Raw genomic sequence first — 19,462 nt, 5'->3', positions numbered from 1 at the left:
ACTTAAATCCGGCCGCTCCGCCGCTATTCCGCCTCGCTGGCCCGTTCGACCGCCTCACCGTCCAGTTCCGGAACCTCGGCGTTCCAGTACGAGACGGAAGCGAGTCGCTCGCCGACGCTCGTGTCGCCGACGGCCGTGTCGACGGAGCGGATGTCGGAGGCGATGGCGCCGGGGATCTTCCGGTACACGCCGTAGGGGACGACGAAGTCGTGTGACTCGGTGGCGAGCGAGAGCCCGGCGCCCTCGACGAGCCGTTCGACGTCCTCGCGGGAGTACAGGTGCGAGCCCATCGGGAGGAGCCAGTTGTAGACGACCCGCGTGGAGAAGTCGTTGAACGTGTCGAAGAAGACCTGTCCCTTCGAGACGCGGGCCATCTCCGCGAGGAACTTCGCGGGGGTGTCCGCGAGGTGGAAGAAGCGCATCGCGAACACGGCGTCGAAGTAGTTGTCCGGAAACGGCAGTCGGGCGGCGTCCCCGAGCAGGAACGAGATGTGGTCGGCGACACCCGCTTCGTGGGCCTTTTGACGGCCCTGCGTGAGCATCGCCCGGGAGATGTCGAGCCCGACGACGTCCGCGCCGCGTTCGGCGAGCGTGACCGAAAACCGGCCGGTGCCGCACGCGATTTCGAGGACGCGCTTCCCGTCGACCGGTGAGAGCGCATCGAGCACCGCACCCTTCTCCCGGCGGTCGATGAGCCGACCCCCGCGTGAGAAGCGTTTCGAGTCGTACTCTTCGGCGACGTCGTCCGCCTTGTACCACTCTTTTCCTTTCACTCGTACCGGTTCTGTGAGCGCCTCCACTATGAACGTACTGGAACGTGAACGACGAACAGCCAGCGCACGAGCGCACTGGAACGGCGTGCCGCACCGAGCGCGTCGGTCAGCGTCGACCGCGCGGATGTCAGCGGACGCGCAGACGCGTTCGGACGCGTGGTTTCGTACTCCCCTGTGTGCGACGGCTCCCGGCCGCCGGCCGACCGGGCGCCGGCGTCGTGTAATTATTATGTGTATAAGGTGTACGGATTGTTTTGTCACACATGTAGCTAACCTTTACCACACGGCGTCGCTCTACGGTCGGTATGAGCACCAGTACCGCAGAGGGAGAGGCCGAGAAGCTCTTGTCCGAAACCGAATTCCGCGAGCGGCTCCGCGAACTCCCGCCGAGCGCGAAGCTCGTCGCCAAGGTCCTGCAGATGGACGCACCGCTCTCACAGGGGCAACTCGCCGAGGAGTCGCTCCTGCCCGACCGGACCGTCCGGTACGCGCTCAACCGTCTGGAGGAGTCCGACCTCGTCTCCTCGCGGTACAGCTTCAAGGACGCCCGGAAGCAGGTGTACTACCTCAACACCTGAGAGGGCCTGTTGTCGGTCGGTCCCGGTCGTCGTCGCCCCGGGGGCGGCGGCCGGGACACGGCGACGGGAGACCGTACGAAACCTCGACACCCGAACCGTCCACAGACACGACTGACCACGTACCACCTTTTCCGTGCAGCACACCGCCGTTCCAGTCGACCGATCCGTCCCCACCGGGACGACGAACAGCTACCTCGTCGGCAGCGACCGCGCCCTCCTCGTCGACCCGCCGGCGCGACACGCCGACCTCGACGCGCTCCTCACGGGGCACACCGTCGAACACCTGGCGGTCACGCACACCCACCCGGACCACGTCGGCGGCGTCGCCCACTACGCGGCCGAGACGGGCGCGACGGTGTGGGCGCGTCGCGGACGCGAACGCGCGTTCGAGGCCGCCGCCGGCCTCACGCCCGACCGGGTGATGGCCGAGGGAACCGTCATCGACACCGACGACGGGTCGGTGACAGTGCTCGACACGCCCGGGCACGCGCGCGACCACGTCGCGTTCGAGGTCCGCGAGGACGGGAACGAGATACTCTGTGGCGACCTCGCCGTCGCCGAAGGGAGCGTCGTCGTCGGCGCGCCCGAGGGCGACATGCGCGCGTATCTGACGAGTCTTCGTCGCCTCCGGGCACGCGCTCCCGCCCGACTCCACCCGGGACACGGCCCGCACATCGACGACCCGCGCGCGACGCTCGACCGCCTCATCGACCACCGACTCGCCCGCGAGGCGCGCGTCCGAGCGGCGGTCGACGCCGGCGCGCGAACCCTCGGCGAGGTGGTCGATGCGGCCTACGACAAGGACGTCTCGGGGGTTCGCTCACTCGCTATCGCCACCGTCCGCGCCCACGTCGAGAAGCTCGCGGTCGAAGGGAAGGTGCGGTGGGACCCGGAGAGCGAGCGCGTCGAGCCGAGCGACGGGGTTTAGTCCGGGCCGCCACGAGAGAGGGGTGTGTCATCGTCCTCTCCGCCCCCGTCGCTGGAGACCGAACTCGCCCGCGCCCGCGACCTCGACGTCGCCGCGCTCGCCGACGCCATCGAGTCCATCGGCTTCGAGTGCACCCGCTGTGGCGCCTGTTGCAAGGGGTACGAGACGTGCGGGAGCGACGGCGTTGACGAGGACGGACGAGCCGAAGGCGGGCGGGACGGAAGCGAGCGGGGCGAGGACGAACCGAGCGGACGGGAGCCACACACGGCGACGGTGTTCCCCGACGAGGTTCGGCGGCTGATGGCGGCGGGCGAGGAGGGCGAAGCGTACGACTGGCGCGACGTCGCCCGGCCGATGCCGTACGGGCTCGGCGAGGAGGGAGGGGGAGAGACGTTCGAGTGGGCGCTGCAGACGAGCGACTGTGGCGACTGTACCTTCTACCGCGAGGAGGGGGGCGAAGGGGCGTGTGCGGTCCACGAGGACCGGCCGCTCGTCTGTCGGACGTACCCGTTCAGCGTCGCGCTCGGCGGGACGAGCCAACCGATGGGGGAAGCGGTCGACACCGAGGGGATGGTCCGGGCCCACGAGTGTGAGGGTCTCGGACGCGACATCTCGCGGGAGGACGCCGAGGAACTGGCGACGGCGTTGAAGACGCGGGCCGTCCGCGAACTGGAGGAGGCCATCGGCGTGCGGGACAACTACCGCCCCACGAGCGTCGACGGGGTGGTGGTTCACGACTCCGAGGGACAGAAGCGGCCGGACGGGCGCCCGCTCGGAGAGGGGACGTAGTCGGCACTCGCCGACGTCCCCCGAGGCCCACGGACGGTCCCGGACGGTCGAACGCGTCCGAGGCCGAAACGGGACGAACGACGGCGTCGAACGCCCCGGAGCGGTCAGAGCGGTCGGTACCTCTTTGATGACGGCCGATATGAGTACTGATGGAGGTCTCACTATGGAAATCTCAGATAAGCTCCTGTGTTTGTTCAACGCCGAGGTCCGGTCCGAGGACGACAAGTACGTCGTCGAGGTCCCCCGTCGTGAGGTCGAGACGGGCAGCGTCGACCCGGGCGAGATCTACCGCGTCGCGCTCATCTCCCGGACGGAAGCCGAAGAGTCCCGCCCCGAGCGGAAACAGACCGACACGTCGGAGCCGCAACCCCCCGTCGAGGTCGGCGAACTCCGGTACGTCGAAATCGAGGACATCGGCAAGCAGGGCGACGGTATCGCCCGCGTCGAGCGTGGCTACGTCATCATCGTTCCCGGCGCGGAGGTCGGCGAGCGGGTGAAGGTCGAGGTGACGGAGGTCAAATCGAACTTCGCCGTCGGCGAGATCATCGAAGAGGACTTTTAAGCGTCGTCCGGGCGACCGGGTGGGACAGGTCGGGACCGTCCCGCGTCGTCCCGGTACGGGCTCGAATCGGAATCAGTCGCCCTGCCCGGGCGAGACCGTCACGAACCGCGAGAGGTCGACGTCCGCACTCCCGGGCAGTTCCTCGACGGCGGCGTAGGGGCGTCCGACGACGATGTCGCCCGCCGTGCGCTGGCCGACGCCGGGAATGGACGTGAGTTCGTCCAGCGACGCCGCGTTCAGGTCGAGTGGGTACGGAACGCCGGTCACGGACCGATAACCGTAGTCGACGACGGCGACGTCGAGCGTCTCGCCCAGCGGCCGCTCGCCGGGAATGGCTACGAGAAGCGAGTACGTTCCCAACTGGCGGCCGAACGTCTTGCCGTCCTGATGATACTCGAGGTGGACCTCGTCGAGGACCGTCCCCGGCGGGAGGACGCGCTTCAGCATCGGGCGGTCGATCTCCTCGCGGACCTCTCGCTTGTAGGGTTTGAACTGCTGTTTGTGCTCTTTCGCGATGTCCGCGCCGGCCTCCGACATCTCCGTTCCCGCGAACGCCATCACCTGCCGGATGTTGATGCGGCGGAGCATCAGCCCCTCGTCGTACACCCGTTCGAGAAAGCGCTTGTTGTGCTCGTACGTCTCGGGACGCTCGCCCATGAGGCCGTGGACGAGGTTGATGCCCGGGAGGAGTTTCGGGAGGTGGTCACCCTCAAGCGAGGGGCCGCGCTTCTCCTCGTCGCCGGGGCGCCAGCCCCCTTCCTCGTTGACGACACGGACGGCTTCGAGACACTCGTCGGCCGAGACGAGGAGGTTGTTCTCCGCTTGGACCACGGGATCGGCCGATTCGAGGCCGAACGCCGCCGTGTCGCCGGGCGTGTTGTGCTCGGCGATGATTCTGATCGCCTCCCTCGACCGCTCGGGATAGTCGACGATGGTCACGGGATTCATGTTGTCGAGGTGTAAGGTACCCAGGTCGGGGACGACCTCGCGGATACCGCCGTACAGCTCCCGGAGCGCGTCGGGGTTGGGCGCCTCGCCGTCGCCGCCAAAAGCGAGGATGTCGGCCTGTCTGCCGATTCGGAAGTGTCTCACACCCGAATCGGAGAGGCGGTCGACCTCTCGAACCACCGACCCAGGGGTTCGGAAGTTCGGGTCGCCGTACAGTGGCTCGGTGCAGAACGAGCACCGGTACGCACAGCCGCGGGAAGTCTCCAGTTCCGCGATGAGGTAGTCCGGATGGTTGGGGTGTTGCTCGACGACGAACGCTCCCTTCGAAGCCCACCGCTCCACCTCGCTGTACTCGCGCATGCGGTCGTCGAACCCCTCCAGTCCGGCGGAGACGAGGTCGTACGCGGCGGCCTCGACGTCGCCCTTCGCGACGAAGTCGTAGTCGAGGTCCTTGCGCTCGGTGTCGGAGGCGCCCTCGTTCTTCTCGCCGACGCCGAACTTCACGGGGCCGCCCATCAGCGTCGTCCCGTCGGCGGTCCACGCCAGCTCCCTCACCTCGTCCGGCTCCGCGGGCGTTCCTCCCACGTACTTCCCGGGGACGGTCATGCCGCCGACGTAGACGAACAGGTCGGCGTCGGCGACGGCCCGCCACTTCTGTCGATCATCGCGGAGTTCGTCGATGGTGTGGTACGTGACCTGCTGGGGTGGAACGCCGGCATCGACGAGCGCGCCGGCCGTGTAGCGCGGGTACGTGGAGATGTACGGCGGCACGCCGAAGTGGGCGGGTTCGTCGACGTAGCCGTCGACGATGACGACCTGGAGGGACGCCGGGTCGCGCGTCCCCCCCGACGGCGTCGATGTCGGTGCCTCTGTCATGGCTCGTGGTTCGCTCCCGGCGTGGGTAAACGGCACGGTCCGGGCGGCGCGTGCCGAGTCACAAGCGTTCTCGAGGCGTCCTTAGTGAACAAACGAAATTCTGCTAATTCGCTCGATATCCATACCATAGACTACTTCAACGGGTGATTTAATGATAATCTGCGAGCGGCTGTTGGACTCATGGACGAGTGACAACTAAACCGTCCGCTCGCGGCCAGAGGACGATGACAGCAATCACCGAAAACGGAGAGACGACGAGGGAATGACAGACAAAAATAGATTGAACCGCCGACAACTGCTCAAGTTCACCGGCGCCGGACTCGCGGCCGGGGCACTGAGCAGCGGTGTGGCGAGCGCGGCGTCGACCGAGCGGTACGGCATCCAGTTCGAACGGGTCGTCGACGCGGTCGACGACCTCGGGATGGACCCGAACGGGAATCGCGCTATCGACGGTGCGCTCGAACGGACGATGCGACAGGGGGATACGCTCGTCGAGTTCCCCCCGGGCGAGTACCGCATCCGCGACGAGATTCGAGTCGGAGGCCCCGAGAACTGGGGAATGCGAGGGCTCGGCGACGACCCCGAGGACGTTCGATTCGTCTCGAACTCCAGAGAGGGCCTCCAGGCGATAAACACGTGGAACGGGAACGGTGTGCTCGTCGAGAACGTCGCACTCGACTACAGCCAGCGAAGACGGGGGAAACTCGGACTCAGGATCGTCGTCTACGACAACCTCCGCGTCCAGGACGTCCACTTCATCGGGTTCAATCCGACCGAGAGCAACGGCGCCGTCGTGACCCTCAGTCCGGTGGTACTCGACCCGGACGGCGAGGGAATCGTCGACGGCGTCGAACGGACGGGCGGCACCGAAATCAAGCCACACCGGAGCAAGACGAACGACCCGAACGCCCCGGGCATCATCTGGGCGGGGGCGAGACACAGAGGACGGCTCTACGTTCGGAACAGCCGGTTCGAGAACGCGGGCGAGAACGGCATCTACGCGTCGGCCCCGTCCGGGGACGTTCGGATCGAAGACTGCACGTTCGTCAACAACAATCAGGCGGCGGTCAGAATCGGCGGTGACGGGTCGTACGTCAAAGACTCCGAGTTCATCGTCGACTCGGACGCCGCCGACCGAGTCAACAGTACCCCGCTCATCAACCCGAACATGATCGTCTGGGAGACGGACCAGCGCGGCGAGTCGGGCGGCTCGGTCGAGGGGTGTACGTTCACCTACGACTCGGTCCCCAAGCCCGTCACCGCGCTCTGGGTCGACGGGTCGGCAGGCTCGATGACCGTGCGCGACTGCCAGTTCGAGATGAACGCCGACGGGGTTCGGCCGATTCGTGTCGACGACCCGGTGAGACAGGCTCGCCTCGGCAGGACCGCGGAGCGGCCCTGGGGAGTAACCATCGAGAACGTCACGATCACGGGTGACTCCAGCGGGTCCCCCGCGGTGGAGTTGTTCCGTCGGCCCGACAGCACGGTTCGTGACTCGTGTATTCAGATGACGGGTGGCCGTGACGGCGTCAGCGTCTCCGATTCGAGCGGGTGCGAGGTCGTGAACACGAACATCAACGTGGACGGCCGCCCGACCGTCACGAACAACGCCACGCTCAGCACCTCGAAGCTTCGATTCGACGGGAGTTGTCCCCTCTCCGGAGCCACGAGTGCGGACGACAGCGCCGACGACAGTTCCGACGGCTCCGACGACTCCGACGATGCCAACGACGGCTCCGACGACTCCGACGACTCTAGTGGTGGCTCCGACGACTCCGCCTCCGACGGCGTCCGGAAGCTCGTGGTACACGGGGCGGGGGACGGTCGGTACGACTACCGGATCCGGTACGAGGGAACCGCGTCCACGGACGAGCGAGGGGACTCCGCCAAGAACGGCATCATCGAGGGCGAACTGTACCGGTGGAACACCGACACGTTCGAACTCGAAGGCGAGGTCGTCGAGATCGTCGAACTGACCGACGGCGCGACCGTCACTCTCGACGGCGAGCGCATCGACGACTCGTAAGGCGAATCGGAACGCCTCCGCGTTCACGGCCGACGACGACTGGTCCGGCGGACGTCCCCGCCGCCAGTCGACTCCGGACGCGAACGCCGCCGAACGTTCGAGACGGTCACACGATATCCGTCTTCGAAAAAGGTATCGGCACCCCGCCAGAAGAGTCGAGCATGCCAAAGACGGAGGAACTCCGGTGTCTCAACGACGAGTGTGAGCTGGACATGTTCGAGAACCACTACACGTACGACGTCCCCGACGACCTCTCCGTCGAGGACCTGCAGTGTCCCTACTGCGGGGAGACCGACACGCTCGAACTCATCGAGTTGTGAGCGGAGCACCGGGTGAGTAGCGCAATCGAACAACGCTTTTCTCCCGCCGGCCGCTAGCTCCGGGTACGAACGATGACAGGTATTCGTGAGATCGGAGAGTCGGTCGCCAACACGGTCCTCGAGCGGGTCGGGCGCGGGATGAGTCGCGTTCAGGAACGAAAACCCCTCCCGTACGACCTCCTCGAGAGCGACGACGCGTATTTGGTCGTCTTCGACGCCCCGGGCATCCAGCGCTCGGACGTCCAGGTCCGCTTCCTCGACGGGCAGGTGCAGGTCCGCATCGACCGGTTCCGTGAGTTCTACGAGGGCTTCGAGATGCGCTTCCCCGGCCGCGGTCTCTCGCTCGACGGAGAGGTGACGCTCCCCGACGACGCGGCGGTCAACGCCGACGGCGCGTCCGCGACGCTCGCCGACAACGGCACCCTGCGGATTCGAATCCCCAAAGACGACCGCGCGACGGACGTCGAGGTCCGAGACGAGGAGGTCGAAAGCGACGACACGGACGACGCCGACGCGCCCTGAGCCGGGTCGACACGTTCTCGCTCCTCTCGGACTCGCTCCGAATCGGCTCAGCGGCCCTGGTGTTCGGCCGGAAGGAGCGACGCGAACGCCCGTGACCCGAGCCAGTCGCACACCCTGTCGAGGTCCGCGACGGCGGCGTCGAGGAGTCGCTCACCCGCCTCGGCGCTGCCGTCGGACGGGACGCCGACGACGCCGTTATCCGAGAAGTCCGCGGCGTCGTCGAGTACCATCGCGCCGCCGACGTGGACGCCCCAGACGTCCCCCGCTCCGGCGTCCGCCTCCCCGACCCGCTTCTCGTCGACGAGGTCGGGTGCCAGCGCGCTCACGGCGCTCGTCTCGGCCGCGCCCGCGTGCCCGACGTGGTCGCGGCCGAACAGTTCCTCGTGCTCGTCTGTGAGGTTCGACCACCAGTTCCACGGGACGACGAACGCCGTCTCCGCCGCCCGGAGCCGACGCGCGACCCGCCGGAGTGCGTCGTCGTTACCCCCGTGGCCGTTCACGACGACGACCTTCCGCAGGCCGTGCGCGGCGAGGCTCTCGACGGTCTCTCGCACGTACGCCTCGAACGTCTCGGGCGACACCGAGAGCGTCCCCGAGAACTGCCGGTGGTGGTCGCTCACGCCGACCGCGAGGGGAGGGAGAACGACGCAGTCCTCGCGGTCGAGTCGGGCCGTCACCCCGCGGGCGGCCCGCGTGTCGGTCCCGAGCGGGAGGTGCGGTCCGTGCTGTTCCGTCGCGCCGGTCGGCAAGAGTGCGACGTCGGCGTCGTCGAGCAGGTCGGCGGCCGCGGCGGTCGAGCAGTCCGCGAGCAGTGGCGGGCTCATACGAGGTGCTCGGGAGGGCGACGACTTATCGACGACGAAGAAACGGAGACAGACCGGAGACGACCGGGAGAATTACCCGCAGAACTCGTCGACGCCGCGGGCGGGGTAGCCGACGACGATGTCGACGCCGACCTCTCTGAGTTCGCGAACCTGCTCGCGGACCACGTCGGGCGCGCCGACGAGCGCGTAGTCGCGGACCGCCGCGGAGAGTACCTCTCGGGCGCGTCCCGCGGCCGTGGCGTCGACCGATGCGCCGTCGGGAAGCGCGCGGGCGACGGGACGACGGCGCGCCGCGTACGACCCCACGGCGTCGAGCACGACGTCCTCGTCGTCGGTCAGCACCGTCGGAGCGTACAGCGCCACCTGTCCGTCGAACCCCGCGGCGCGGAGCGCGCGAACGTCCCGCTTCGTCGACCGCGAGAGGAGTTCGTACTGCGTCCCGCCGGCGGCGAGCGCGATGCGTTCGATGCCCTCGGTGCCGACCCACGCGCCGGGGGCTCGCTCGCGCGCCGCGCGGAGTCTGGGAGCGACGGCGCGTTTCTTCTCGTCGTCGGAGAGATACGCGCCGTGGCCCGCGACGAGCACTCGCTCGACGCGCTCGGGGATCGACGCCCAGCGGGAGTCGTCGCCCAGCGGGTCGAAACCGTCGGCGCGCACGGGAATCGTCAGGCGGACCGTCTTCTCGGCGGCGAGGCGGGCGAGGACCTCGGAGTCGGGCAGCGACTCGCGGCCCTCGTAGTCGATGGCGACCGTCGGCAGCGGCACGTCCAGCGCGCGGCGCACGTCGCACTCGGCGGGCTTCAGCGCGAGCGCGTCGAGGCCCGTCTCGGCGACGGCGCGCTCACCAGTCAACATCGTGAGCCACCCCCTGCACTAGCTCCATCGGAAGGACGGTCACCGTCGTCGCGGAACGCGATCCATCGTCTGTGCGACCATGGGGTGAGTATCGAGGTTCGGGACAAAACGCTGTCGTTCTTCGCCCGAGAACGTCGGGCGCTTCGCGTCGGTCGAGGCGGGGAACGACCGATCGCACGCGGCGGGCGAACCTTCCGGATTAACGGCTCGTGAAGTCGTTTTCGGGGGTTTCAGTGACTCTACCACCCCGTTTCTCGGGTCGTGAGAGCCACAGATCGGTTATACGCTCTCTCTCGGAGTAGGAGGAAGTGGAGAACGATCATGACTACCAACAGAGTCGAGTGGTTTGGCAAGCCCATCGAATTCACCTACTCGGAGTCGATTACTGGATACGTGACGGTCATGCTGCGGCTCATCACTGGCTACTGGTTCCTCAACGCCGGGGTGAGCAAGTACACCTTCGTCTCGGGCGAGGCGTTCAACGCGGCCGGGTGGCTGGCGAACGGGACGGCCGGTAGCCCCATCCACGGCTTCTTCCTCTTCGCCGCGGAGACGCCGTGGCTGCTCGGCTTCACGAACCTCGCCATCCCCGTCGGCCAGACGCTCATCGGACTCGCGCTCATCCTGGGCGCGTTCACCCGCTTTGCCGCCTTCTGGGGCGCGTTCCTGATGGTGTTCTTCTACCTGGGGAACGCCGACTGGGCGCACGGCTACGTCAACGGTGACCTGTTCGGTCTCCTGATGTTCGTGGTCGTCGGCACCCTCGCCGCGGGCCGCATCCTCGGCCTCGACCGGATGCTCGAAGCGACGGAGTTCGTTCGCCAGCGCCCCGTGCTGAAGTACCTGCTCGGGTGACCATCAGCACCTCCGGTGCCCGTCTTCGATTCTCTTCTTTCGGCCCGTCTTCGTCTGTCGACCGTCGGTTCCGGTTCGTGTCCCGACCCCGGCAGACCCTCTCTCGTACCGGCTATCGGGTACGCCCTGCGACTCCTCGACTAATGGGAACGCCCTGCTACTCCGCCGCGCTGTCGCCGTTCTGCTCGATGAGGACGAGTCGATTCCCGTAGAGGTCGTACGCGACCGCCTGTACCCCCCACGGAACCGACTCGGGTGGCGAGTGGAACTCGACGCCACGGTCCGTGAGCGTCTCGTACGTCTCCCGGCAGTCGTCGACGGAGAAGGCCAACTCGGGGCTCTCGCCGATCATCGACCGTCGCCGGACCACCTCCTCGTCCTCGAACCAGTCCGGCGACTGGAGGACGATTTCGAGGTCGCCTTCGGGTGGCGCGACGGTCACCCAGCGTTTGTCCTCGCCCATCGGTTCGTCCGCCCGCTTCTCGAACCCCAGTTTGTCGGTGTAAAACGTCGCGGCGTCGGTCTGGTTCCCTACGACGAGGGTCACCTGCGATAGCGGACCGATCATACACGTCGCGGTAGCGGACGCCTCCGCTTCAGCCCACACCTTGCACGTGGAGGCAGGTATCAGACGTCGGACGCCCGCCGTGTGCACGAGAGACTCGTCGAATCGGAGGGAGAACCGTTCGGGTGACCGTTCGTGGAACAGTGCGTGAGCGTGCGCGCGAGGAAGAGATCAGACCGGCAGGTCGGCGTCGGGGTCGACCACGCGGTCGACTTCGGGTGGCATCCGCCAGTCCGTCGTCAGTTCCAGCAGTTGGACGAGCATTCGCCCCGTGGCGCCCCAGACGGTGTAGCCGTCGACGTGGAAGAAGTGGATGCGGATCTCGCCGTAGTGGGGGTGGTCGCGCTGTTCGGACTCGTAGTTGGCGCGGTCGGTGAGGTCCGCGACGGAGAGAACGGCGATTTCGGCGACCTCGCGCTCGTCGGGCGTGTACTCGCGGTCGGGGATCCGCGCGACGAACGGCCGGACCGAGTAGTCGGTGACGGTCTCGATGTCGTCGAGCCTACCGAACAGTTCGACCTCCTCGGGCCGGAGGCCGATCTCCTCGTGGGCCTCGCGGAGCGCGGTCGCCTCCAGCGACTCGTCGCTCGGTTCGCGCCCGCCGCCGGGAAAACTCATCTGTCCGGCGTGCTCGCCGAGGTGGTCCGCGCGTTTGGTGAAGAGGAGGTGGTCCTCCCCGTCGCAGTCGACGGCGGGAGCGACGACCGCCGCCTGCCGCGACATCCCCTCGAGCGAAGCGGGCGTGTGCCGACCGACGCCGGAGAGGTCCATACTCGACACAGCGGGCCGAAGGTCTTAACGCTGTATGCATGGGGCAACGCTTGGTCCGTCAGCCGCCTGCGCGCCGTCGGCACCACCTATGCGTTCGGCCCCTCGTCCCCGTCGTCGTCCTCATCCGACGCCGCCAGCGCGTCTTCGAGCCGTTCGCGAACCTCCCCGACATCGACGGGCGCCCACGCCTCCAGGTCGTAGGTCACGTCGAACAGGTGCTGGATGCGCGCCTCGTCCTCGGCGACGACCGCACGGGCGGCGTCGCCGCGAAGCCGCGTCTCGACCGCTCGCGCCAGCGACTCCCGCACGACCGTGCGCGTCTCGAAGTCGAGGATGTGCGGGAGGTCCTCGGCCTCCTCGGGGAGGGAGGGGAAGGCGACGGGACCGACGGTGAGGAGCGGGTCGTAGGCGGCGTCCCCGTCCACGTTCTCGGTGTCTCCCCGGTCCGCGTCCTCGGCGTCCCCGTCCGCGTCCTCGGCGTCCCCGTCCGCGTCCTCGGCGTCCCCGTCCGCGTCCTCGGCGTCCCCGTCCGCGTCCTCGGCGTCCCCGTCCGCGTCCTCGGCGCCCACTAGGTCAGTGGGCGTGTACTCCACGAGATAGTATCGTTCGACCGCCCAGGCGACGGCGCGGTCGGTCGCCTCTTCGACTCGGTCAGCCCGAACGTCGCCGCGCTGTCGGTACGCGAGTTCGACGAGCGCGGCGGCAATCTCCTCGGAGGAGAGGGCACCGAACAGGTCCACGACGCCCGCGAGTTCGTCGGCGTCGTCGACAGGGAGGACGTCGGCGTCGAACGGCGTCGGGGCGGTCATTCGCGCACCTCCCGGAGGTCTTCTCGGGACCGCTCGCGGACGTCACGGGGCGTGATCGGGGCGTCGCTCCACGCCGGGAGGCGGTCGTCCTCGGTGGGCGGGACGACCGCCTCGGCGTATCGGTCGACCTGTGAGCGTTCCTCTTCCGTGGGGTAGTCGAAGCCGTTGAACGCCGCGTCGGTCGCGTAGGCGCGGACGAACCGGTTCGCCGTCTCCCGGTAGCGGTCGGGGAGGCCGCCGTAGTCGGGCGTCACACCGTGTTCCTCGACCGTCGAGAGGAGCGCCCGGCCGACGCCGCGGGACATGTCGGAGAGACCCGTCGGGCCCGAGACGGCGCGGTGGTCGTGTTCGTACGCGCCGAGGTCGACCTGCGCGCTCCCCTCGAAACCGGCGTGGGCGAACGCGTCGCCGAGGGTACCGACTTCGAGCCCCCACGAGCGCTGCATCCGGAGTCGAGCGGCGAGGTCGCGCGTCGCGGCGAACTCCCCGGCGAGCGCGTAGCGGAACGAGTCGAAGTAGTCGATGACGGCGGCGTCGTGTTCCTCGTCGAGTGCGCGGACCAGCGGCGCGTAGAACAGGCGGAAGAGCCGCCCGTAGAGCCGTCGGTCCTCCACGCGGGCGTAGTACCCCTTCGAGAACGAGTGTCCACGAGCGAGCGGGAACAGGAGACGGTGGACGTACGAGGCGTCGTACGTCTTCGTGTCGGCGTCGTGGAACACGACGAACTCGACGTCGCCGTCGTCGACGAGCGCGGCGCCGAGCGCGAGCCAGACGTCGCGTCCCTTGCCGCGCGTCCCGTCGAGGTCGTGTTCGTCCAGGAGCGCATCCACCCGCGGCCCGTCACACCAGACGACGGTGAGCGGGAGGTCGTACTCGGCGAGCCAGTCGGCGAACGCGCCGGCGCGTTCGGCCGGCGCGCGGAGGGGGACGACGACGCGGGCGGGGGCGACGCGTTCGAGCGACGAGAGGACGCGGTCGGCGGCGAGGCCGGCGTACTCGCGCTCCGTCATCGGCACGACCACCGCGGCCCGGTCGACCGGGGCTGTCGGCGCGGCGTCCCCGAGGTCGTGGAGCGTCGTGACCCGCTCTTGGACGTACTCCATCACCCGATTCAGGGAACCGAGCGGCAAAAGTCCCGCGACAGAGGACCGGAAGTCAGTCGCACTCGCTCTTCGTGTCGGTGAGACGCTCGGCGACGACCCGACTTCCGGTCGACCCGGGGACTCGGCCGAGGGCCCAGAGCGTGCCGAGGACGGCGACCAGGCCGACGAGGCAGAGCGCGGAGCCGGCGAACACCGTGTCGTAGGCGATACCGCGCTCGACGAGCGTCCCGACCGCACCGGAGCCGCCGGCCTGCGACAGCATCATCCCGGCCGAGTAGGCGGCGTAGGCGCTGCCGCGCGTCTCGTCGGGGAACGTGTCGAGTAAGAACGTGTCCATCGCCGGGAAGATGCTGTGGATGACGTAGCCGATGACGGCCGTGACGACGAACAGACCGACGAACCCCGTCGTCGCCGTGAGGACGAACACGCAGGCGGCGAACGCGGCGATGACGCCGAGGATGTAGGGGAGATAGGGGAGTCGGTCGGCGAGTCGCCCCGAGACGAAGAAGGCGGGCACGCCCGCCGCGAACACGACAGTGAGAGTGTTTCGCGCCATCGCGGGCGAGAGGCCCTTCGTCCGCATGTACAGTTCGTAGAAGTTGAACAGCCCCTGCCAGACGAAGCCCGTCGTCCCGAGGAGACAGATGCCGACGACGATGAGCTTCCACTCGTGTCTGATCCCCGCGAGGAGGTCGCGGTCGTCGGCACCGGCGTCCGGGAGGTCCGTCCGCCGCGTGGTCACGAACAGGGCGACGGTGGCGGCGAACGCGCCGACGCCGATACAGACGAACGCGACGCGCCACGAGTACCAGAGCACGAGCGTCACGAGCGGCGCGGCGACAACCGCGGCGACCTGCGAGACCATGCCGTGGATGCCCATCGCCCGCCCGACCGTCTGGGGGTAGAGTTCGCTCACCAGCGGGTTGGCGGCGACGAAGTAGGCGCCCGACGACAGACCCATCAGGAGCGCACCGAAGGCGAGAGTGAAGACGGTGTCGGCGGCCGCGGTGAATCCCGAGGCGACCGTGAGGATCAAGCCCGTTCCGAGGACGACGTGGTGCCGGGGGACGCGCGTGAGAAGCCAGCCGGCCGGGAGCCGCGGGAGGGCGCTGCCGACCCAGACCACCGTCACGATGGCACCGACCGTGGCCTCGCCGACGTCGAACACCGTGATGAACTCCCCGACGAGCGGGGCGAAGACGACGCGTGCGAGGTTCACGAGGAACACCATCGCACAGAGGGTACCGAAGAGGGGACGTCTGCTCACGGGAGGACGATTCACGGGCGGAAGTCACAAGCGTTCCGACTCCCCCGCACGGGTGCGACGCGGTGACAGCTAGCTGTCGAGTGGTCTGCTGTCGTGCCGAGTCACGGATGGTAGACCGATGATGACTATCCGAACGCGGCCACGTGTCGGCCCCACGTCAGACACGGGGTGGGGTCTTTTTCCCCCGGCGTCTCGAACGGCCGCGTATGAAATCGACGCGGAAGGGGCTTCGAGAGGGTGAACTGCACAAGGACAACTACGAGCGCCTCGTCTGCAGCGACTGTGAGAAGACGCTGAAGAAGAAGAACGACCCCGACGAGGTGTTCTCCGTGCGGACCTGCCCCGAGTGCGGACGGCAGTGGAAGGAACTGCGGTAGGGCGAGGGGTCGGGGACGGGTCACTCGAACACCGCGTCGAACGCCCGCGCGCCGAGCGGGTCGAACGTCCCCGCGGCGACGTTCTCGGCGACGTGGGCTCGACTGGCGGTCCCGACGAGCGAGGCGGTCACGCCGGGTGCCGACCGGGCGAAGTTGAGCGCGCGCTGCGCGGCCGTGTCGCCCGCGAGTTCGACGTCGACGTCGGGCGGGAGCGAGCGGGCGAGGTCGCCCTGGCCGATGCTCGCCGAGGTGAACACGTGCAGACCCCGCTCGTGGGCGTATTCGAGCGCGCTCTGTTCACCGCCGTCGCCGTGGGCCGCGCGGGTGAACGCGTCGGCCATCGCCACGTTGAACGGGAGTTGAACGGCCGCGAGCCCCGACTCCTCGGCACCGACGCGCTCAGCCGCTGTTTCCGCGCGGTCGACGACCTCGGCGAGCGAGAGGTACTGGTCGTGGTCGGGCGGTACCCGGAAGGCGTTCCAGGTGGCGACGCCGTACGCCCCGACGTCTCCGTCCGCGCGGCGCTGTTCGAGTCGCTCGAACGCCGCTTCGAGGAGGTCGTACACCGCCTCGCGCGAGCGCACGTGGAGTTGCGTTTCAGGGTTGTGGACGTAGTAGAGGTCGACTCGGTCGAGACCGAGGTTCGACAGCGAGCGGTCGAGCATCGCGTCGAGGAAGTCGGGCGAGAGCGCGTGACTGCCGCGCGCGAGGTCGTCGGGTGCGAGGAGGCCCGTGTCGAGGAACGCCTCGCGGACGTACCGCGAGGGGTCGTCCGGAGGGGAGCCGTCGAAGGGGAGGAAGCCGCCCTTGGTCGCGACGACCACCTCGTCGCGCGCCACCTCCGCACTCGAAAGCGCCCGGCCGACGACGCGCTCGGAGCGCTGACAGCGGTAGTTGATCGCGGTATCGGCGAGGTTGACGCCGCTCTCGAACGCCGTCACGAGCGCGTCGTGGTAGCGGTCGTCGACGGCGTCCGTGGCGTCGCCGAGGTAGGTCCCGATGCCGAGAGAGGAGACGACGCCGGGGGGAAACCGCCGGAAGTAGGTGCGGCCGAAGCTGTCGCCGAAGCGGTTCCGGTACCGCCAGGTGCCCTCGCGAGTGGCCATGTATAGGGTACGTGGAGCGGACCCGTTAGGCGTTCGTGTTCTGAGCGCGGGAGGAGTGTGTGAAGAGCTATCAGTTACAGCGAGGATCAGCGGTTTCGCGTGAAAACCCGGAGAGAGCGAACGAGAGCGGACGCCAGAGCGCTGAAGCCACGGCCTCCCCAGCCGATTCGCTCGTTCACTTCGTTCACTCGCTCATCCCTCGCGTGTGTCGGTCACGGACGGAGCCGTGACCGTCACGCGCCACCGCGGTACGGTTGGCGCGCGGGAGTGAGCGAGTGGAACGAGCGAACGGCGCGCGAGGGTTGCTCGCGGCTCCGTCCGCGAGCGACCGGGTGGGGAGGAACGCGGCTGCGGTCCACCGCGTCCGTGTACCGCGGTGCACCGCGTCGACCACACCACAGACGCTGAACCACAGTACGAAGCTTACGCCACCAGACCGCCGACTTCAGCCCACTTAGTCACGTCTCACCGGACATCGAGTCGAACAGCCGTTTGACGAGCACTTCGCGCTCGATACGCGCGCCACCGTCCGTGTCGACGACGCCGTCACTGTGAGTGATCTGTGCGCCGCCCATCCGCGCGTGGCCGCCCGCCGAGGACCCGGGCACGTCCGTCAGCGCCGTCTCCAGCGTCCGGCCCATGTGGACGCGGTCGTCGCGCGACCGGCCCGAGAGGTAGATGTTGCCGTTCTTCTCGCCGACCACCACCGTCGCGGTCACGCCCTCCATCTTGATGAGTTCGTCCGCGGCCTGCGGAATCGCATCCAGATTCGACAGCGCGCCGATGTCGCTGACGAGGAACGGGCCCTGGACCTGCCGGCCGGCGATGGCGCGCGCCTTCGCCTCCAGCACCTCCTTCGACACCTCGGGGTTGGCGATTCGGTTCAGCAGGTCCTCGTCGATGCCGGGGTACAGATACCCCGCCGCCGAGAAGTCCGGGGCCGAACAGCCCGCGGTGAGCCGGTTGGTGTCGGTGAGGATGCCGTACAGGAGGCCCGTCGAGACGGTCGACGGCAGGGTGTACTCGGCCGTGACCTCCGAGGCGTGCATGTCCGGCGGGACGGGCGTCGCGCCGATGTCGCGGAAGTACTCGGCGACGATGCTCGAACACGACCCGTAGCCGGTCCGGACGTCGGTGAACGCCTCGCCCGTGCCGTCGCCCGGGTGGTGGTCGACGACGGCGAATGGGAGGATGCCCTCGGCGCCCGCGAAGCCCCGCGGTTCGTTGTGGTCGACGAGGACGACCGCTTCCGCGGCGAGGTCCGACACGTGGTCGATAGCGTCCATGTCGAGGTCGAGCACCGTCCGGAACGCGCGGTTCTCCTGATGGCGGATCTGCCCGGTGTACTGCAGCGTCGCCTCGGTGCCGACCTGGCGCGCGATACACGCGACGCCGATGGCCGCGGCCATGGCGTCGGGGTCGGGGTTCGGATGCATCAACACCACGACCTCGTCACGGCTCGCGAGCGTCTCCAGAAACCGCGTCCCCATCGGGCGCTTGAAGCGCAAGAGGGCGTACGCCCCGCCGACCAGCGCGACGGCCGCGAACGCGACCGCTACCGCGAGCTCGGGATACGTCCGCACGAACGACTCGGCCCCATCGAGAACCGACCCGATGTCCTGGAGGAGAACGAGGGGCTCGATTCTCGCGGACATACCCACCCTGTCTGTGCGGTGGGTCATGAAGATTCCCACATTCCGCCCATCGAAAGAGGACAGAATCGGCTCACGCGTCGCCCCGATACGCGTCGACGGCGGCCCGGTAGCCCTCGCGGAACGTCGGATACGCGTACTCGTAGCCGAGCGTTCGGAGGCGGTCGTTCGAACAGCGCTTGCTCGTCAGGATGCGCCGCCGGGCAGCCTCCGAGAGGTCTCCCGCGGCGAGTCGCTCCTCCTTCGTGCGTTTCTCGGGACGGTCGACGCCGCACGCGTCGGCGAGCCAGTCCGCGAATTCCCACTTCGAGACGGGCTCGTCGTCGACGACTAAGAGAACGTCGTCGACCCCCTCTTCGAGCGCGAACCGCACCGCGCCGGCGGCGTCGTCCCGGTGGACCATGTTCAGATAGCCCTCGGTGACCGGTCCCGTCAGATAGCGGTCGAGCCGGTATCGCTCGGGGCCGTAGAGGCCGGCGAAGCGCGCGACCGTCGAGGCGAGCGGGGCCGACAGCGCCACCGCCTCCGCCTCGGCGAGGACGCTCGTCTTGTCCGTGGTCGGGTCGAGCGGGGTGCCCTCGTCGACCCAGTCGCCGCCGTGGTCGCCGTAGACGCCCGTCGAGGAGGTGTAGACGAGCCGTTCGGGTGGCGACTCGCGGGAGGCGAACTCGTCGATAGCGTTCTTGAGACCGTCGACGAACACCCGGCGCGCGGCGTCGGCACCCCGGCCGCCCGAACTGGCCGCGAAGACCAGCCAGTCGGCGTCCGGCACGTCCGAGAGGGTCTCGGGGTCGGTGACGTCCGCGCGGGCCGGGTCGAGACCGGCGTCGGCGACGGACGCCAGTCCCGACTCGGAGCGACGGACGCCGACCACGTCGTGTCCGTGCTCGCGCAGTTGCCGGCCGAGTTCGAGCCCGACGTAACCACAGCCGAGGACGACGACTCTCATGGTCGTA

Annotated in this window: 21 protein-coding genes; 9 read left to right on the top strand and 12 right to left on the bottom strand. The window is 68.4% G+C overall.

The genetic code is table 11. The annotated features are described in order from the left end of the window. Positions 1-23 precede the first annotated feature (23 nt). Positions 24-773 (bottom strand): class I SAM-dependent methyltransferase, encoded by a 750-nt coding sequence (locus tag C2R22_RS04670; RefSeq protein ID WP_103427569.1) that lies wholly within the window; start codon positions 771-773, stop codon positions 24-26. A 305-nt stretch (positions 774-1,078) separates the two neighbouring features. Between C2R22_RS04670 and C2R22_RS04665 the strand changes: the two genes are divergently transcribed. The 4 genes from C2R22_RS04665 (at position 1,079) to C2R22_RS04650 (ending at position 3,630) form a co-directional block, all read left to right on the top strand. Next, positions 1,079-1,351, top strand: coding sequence for a MarR family transcriptional regulator (locus C2R22_RS04665; protein WP_103424728.1), 273 nt, complete (start codon positions 1,079-1,081; stop codon positions 1,349-1,351). A gap of 133 nt (positions 1,352-1,484) precedes the next feature. Beyond that, positions 1,485-2,279: an MBL fold metallo-hydrolase gene (locus C2R22_RS04660; protein ID WP_103424727.1), complete on the top strand. Its 795-nt coding sequence runs from the start codon at positions 1,485-1,487 to the stop codon at positions 2,277-2,279. A gap of 24 nt (positions 2,280-2,303) precedes the next feature. After that, positions 2,304-3,068, top strand: a complete 765-nt coding sequence (locus C2R22_RS04655) for a YkgJ family cysteine cluster protein (protein ID WP_103424726.1) — start codon at positions 2,304-2,306, stop codon at positions 3,066-3,068. Between the two features lie 163 nt (positions 3,069-3,231). Beyond that, entirely contained in the window at positions 3,232-3,630 is a 399-nt protein-coding gene (locus tag C2R22_RS04650; protein ID WP_103424725.1) for a TRAM domain-containing protein, read from the top strand. Positions 3,631-3,702: 72 nt separating this feature from the next. On the opposite strand, the gene C2R22_RS04645 is transcribed toward C2R22_RS04650, so the two are convergent. Further along, a complete protein-coding gene (locus tag C2R22_RS04645; protein ID WP_103424724.1) occupies positions 3,703-5,454 on the bottom strand; it encodes a radical SAM protein in 1,752 nt (583 codons plus the stop codon). A gap of 262 nt (positions 5,455-5,716) precedes the next feature. Here C2R22_RS04645 and C2R22_RS04640 point away from each other — a divergent pair, with 262 nt between their 5' ends. The 3 genes from C2R22_RS04640 to C2R22_RS04635 all read left to right on the top strand — a co-directional run bounded on the left by C2R22_RS04640 (position 5,717) and on the right by C2R22_RS04635 (position 8,322). After that, a complete protein-coding gene (locus tag C2R22_RS04640; RefSeq protein ID WP_109745688.1) occupies positions 5,717-7,480 on the top strand; it encodes a right-handed parallel beta-helix repeat-containing protein in 1,764 nt (587 codons plus the stop codon). A 161-nt stretch (positions 7,481-7,641) separates the two neighbouring features. After that, entirely contained in the window at positions 7,642-7,800 is a 159-nt protein-coding gene (locus tag C2R22_RS25555) for a DUF7559 family protein (protein WP_173862775.1), read from the top strand. 72 nt (positions 7,801-7,872) lie between these two features. Beyond that, the gene (locus C2R22_RS04635) at positions 7,873-8,322 is read left to right on the top strand and encodes an Hsp20/alpha crystallin family protein (protein WP_103424722.1); all 450 of its coding nucleotides are present in this window, start codon (positions 7,873-7,875) and stop codon (positions 8,320-8,322) included. Positions 8,323-8,369: 47 nt separating this feature from the next. Here C2R22_RS04635 and C2R22_RS04630 read toward each other — a convergent pair whose 3' ends face one another. Continuing rightward, on the bottom strand, positions 8,370-9,146 hold the full coding sequence (locus C2R22_RS04630; RefSeq protein WP_103424721.1) for a creatininase family protein: 777 nt from the start codon (positions 9,144-9,146) through the stop codon (positions 8,370-8,372). A gap of 72 nt (positions 9,147-9,218) precedes the next feature. Further along, a complete protein-coding gene (locus C2R22_RS04625) occupies positions 9,219-10,001 on the bottom strand; it encodes a DUF7388 family protein (RefSeq protein ID WP_103424720.1) in 783 nt (260 codons plus the stop codon). Between the two features lie 321 nt (positions 10,002-10,322). Here C2R22_RS04625 and C2R22_RS04620 point away from each other — a divergent pair, with 321 nt between their 5' ends. Next, the gene (locus tag C2R22_RS04620) at positions 10,323-10,856 is read left to right on the top strand and encodes a DoxX family protein (protein WP_173862774.1); all 534 of its coding nucleotides are present in this window, start codon (positions 10,323-10,325) and stop codon (positions 10,854-10,856) included. 157 nt (positions 10,857-11,013) lie between these two features. On the opposite strand, the gene C2R22_RS04615 is transcribed toward C2R22_RS04620, so the two are convergent. From C2R22_RS04615 to C2R22_RS04595, 5 genes are all read right to left on the bottom strand, one after another. After that, positions 11,014-11,424 (bottom strand): VOC family protein, encoded by a 411-nt coding sequence (locus C2R22_RS04615; RefSeq protein WP_103427567.1) that lies wholly within the window; start codon positions 11,422-11,424, stop codon positions 11,014-11,016. Between the two features lie 168 nt (positions 11,425-11,592). Further along, entirely contained in the window at positions 11,593-12,192 is a 600-nt protein-coding gene (locus C2R22_RS04610; RefSeq protein ID WP_103424719.1) for an NUDIX hydrolase, read from the bottom strand. A gap of 86 nt (positions 12,193-12,278) precedes the next feature. Then, a complete protein-coding gene (locus C2R22_RS04605) occupies positions 12,279-13,001 on the bottom strand; it encodes a DUF7109 family protein (protein ID WP_103424718.1) in 723 nt (240 codons plus the stop codon). Then, complete coding sequence (locus C2R22_RS04600; RefSeq protein ID WP_103424717.1) at positions 12,998-14,104, bottom strand: glycosyltransferase family protein; 1,107 nt, start codon at positions 14,102-14,104, stop codon at positions 12,998-13,000. Before C2R22_RS04600 ends, C2R22_RS04605 begins: the two co-directional genes overlap by 4 nt. A 52-nt stretch (positions 14,105-14,156) precedes the next feature. Then, complete coding sequence (locus tag C2R22_RS04595; RefSeq protein ID WP_103424716.1) at positions 14,157-15,335, bottom strand: MFS transporter; 1,179 nt, start codon at positions 15,333-15,335, stop codon at positions 14,157-14,159. 242 nt (positions 15,336-15,577) lie between these two features. Here C2R22_RS04595 and C2R22_RS25550 point away from each other — a divergent pair, with 242 nt between their 5' ends. Beyond that, positions 15,578-15,748: an HVO_0758 family zinc finger protein gene (locus tag C2R22_RS25550; protein WP_173862773.1), complete on the top strand. Its 171-nt coding sequence runs from the start codon at positions 15,578-15,580 to the stop codon at positions 15,746-15,748. Between the two features lie 20 nt (positions 15,749-15,768). Here C2R22_RS25550 and C2R22_RS04590 read toward each other — a convergent pair whose 3' ends face one another. The 3 genes from C2R22_RS04590 to C2R22_RS04575 all read right to left on the bottom strand — a co-directional run bounded on the left by C2R22_RS04590 (position 15,769) and on the right by C2R22_RS04575 (position 19,455). After that, positions 15,769-16,854, bottom strand: a complete 1,086-nt coding sequence (locus C2R22_RS04590; protein WP_103424715.1) for an aldo/keto reductase — start codon at positions 16,852-16,854, stop codon at positions 15,769-15,771. Positions 16,855-17,312: 458 nt separating this feature from the next. Beyond that, positions 17,313-18,509 carry a DHH family phosphoesterase gene (locus C2R22_RS04580; protein WP_245902884.1) on the bottom strand — a complete coding sequence of 399 codons (1,197 nt, stop codon included), beginning with the start codon at positions 18,507-18,509 and terminating at the stop codon, positions 17,313-17,315. A gap of 70 nt (positions 18,510-18,579) precedes the next feature. Further along, entirely contained in the window at positions 18,580-19,455 is an 876-nt protein-coding gene (locus tag C2R22_RS04575; protein WP_103424712.1) for an SDR family oxidoreductase, read from the bottom strand. Between the last annotated feature and the right edge of the window lie 7 nt (positions 19,456-19,462).

The organism is Salinigranum rubrum (genome assembly GCF_002906575.1).
GTDB classification, from domain to species: domain Archaea; phylum Halobacteriota; class Halobacteria; order Halobacteriales; family Haloferacaceae; genus Salinigranum; species Salinigranum rubrum.
The sequence above is the reverse complement of the archived record's forward strand: the minus strand, read 5'-3'. Positions and strand labels throughout refer to the sequence as shown.

What these genes read in the sequence shown, in the direction of transcription:
- C2R22_RS04620 (WP_173862774.1), top strand. Translation starts at nt 10,323, where the DNA reads ATGACTACCAACAGAGTCGAGTGGTTTGGCAAGCCCATCGAATTCACC.
- C2R22_RS04600 (WP_103424717.1), bottom strand. Translation starts at nt 14,104, where the DNA reads ATGGAGTACGTCCAAGAGCGGGTCACGACGCTCCACGACCTCGGGGAC.
- C2R22_RS04640 (WP_109745688.1), top strand. Translation starts at nt 5,717, where the DNA reads ATGACAGACAAAAATAGATTGAACCGCCGACAACTGCTCAAGTTCACC.
- C2R22_RS04635 (WP_103424722.1), top strand. Translation starts at nt 7,873, where the DNA reads ATGACAGGTATTCGTGAGATCGGAGAGTCGGTCGCCAACACGGTCCTC.
- C2R22_RS04650 (WP_103424725.1), top strand. Translation starts at nt 3,232, where the DNA reads ATGGAAATCTCAGATAAGCTCCTGTGTTTGTTCAACGCCGAGGTCCGG.
- C2R22_RS04590 (WP_103424715.1), bottom strand. Translation starts at nt 16,854, where the DNA reads ATGGCCACTCGCGAGGGCACCTGGCGGTACCGGAACCGCTTCGGCGAC.
- C2R22_RS04610 (WP_103424719.1), bottom strand. Translation starts at nt 12,192, where the DNA reads ATGGACCTCTCCGGCGTCGGTCGGCACACGCCCGCTTCGCTCGAGGGG.
- C2R22_RS04665 (WP_103424728.1), top strand. Translation starts at nt 1,079, where the DNA reads ATGAGCACCAGTACCGCAGAGGGAGAGGCCGAGAAGCTCTTGTCCGAA.
- C2R22_RS25550 (WP_173862773.1), top strand. Translation starts at nt 15,578, where the DNA reads ATGAAATCGACGCGGAAGGGGCTTCGAGAGGGTGAACTGCACAAGGAC.
- C2R22_RS04645 (WP_103424724.1), bottom strand. Translation starts at nt 5,454, where the DNA reads ATGACAGAGGCACCGACATCGACGCCGTCGGGGGGGACGCGCGACCCG.
- C2R22_RS04605 (WP_103424718.1), bottom strand. Translation starts at nt 13,001, where the DNA reads ATGACCGCCCCGACGCCGTTCGACGCCGACGTCCTCCCTGTCGACGAC.
- C2R22_RS25555 (WP_173862775.1), top strand. Translation starts at nt 7,642, where the DNA reads ATGCCAAAGACGGAGGAACTCCGGTGTCTCAACGACGAGTGTGAGCTG.
- C2R22_RS04615 (WP_103427567.1), bottom strand. Translation starts at nt 11,424, where the DNA reads ATGATCGGTCCGCTATCGCAGGTGACCCTCGTCGTAGGGAACCAGACC.
- C2R22_RS04630 (WP_103424721.1), bottom strand. Translation starts at nt 9,146, where the DNA reads ATGAGCCCGCCACTGCTCGCGGACTGCTCGACCGCCGCGGCCGCCGAC.
- C2R22_RS04575 (WP_103424712.1), bottom strand. Translation starts at nt 19,455, where the DNA reads ATGAGAGTCGTCGTCCTCGGCTGTGGTTACGTCGGGCTCGAACTCGGC.
- C2R22_RS04595 (WP_103424716.1), bottom strand. Translation starts at nt 15,335, where the DNA reads ATGGTGTTCCTCGTGAACCTCGCACGCGTCGTCTTCGCCCCGCTCGTC.
- C2R22_RS04580 (WP_245902884.1), bottom strand. Translation starts at nt 18,509, where the DNA reads ATGTCCGCGAGAATCGAGCCCCTCGTTCTCCTCCAGGACATCGGGTCG.
- C2R22_RS04625 (WP_103424720.1), bottom strand. Translation starts at nt 10,001, where the DNA reads ATGTTGACTGGTGAGCGCGCCGTCGCCGAGACGGGCCTCGACGCGCTC.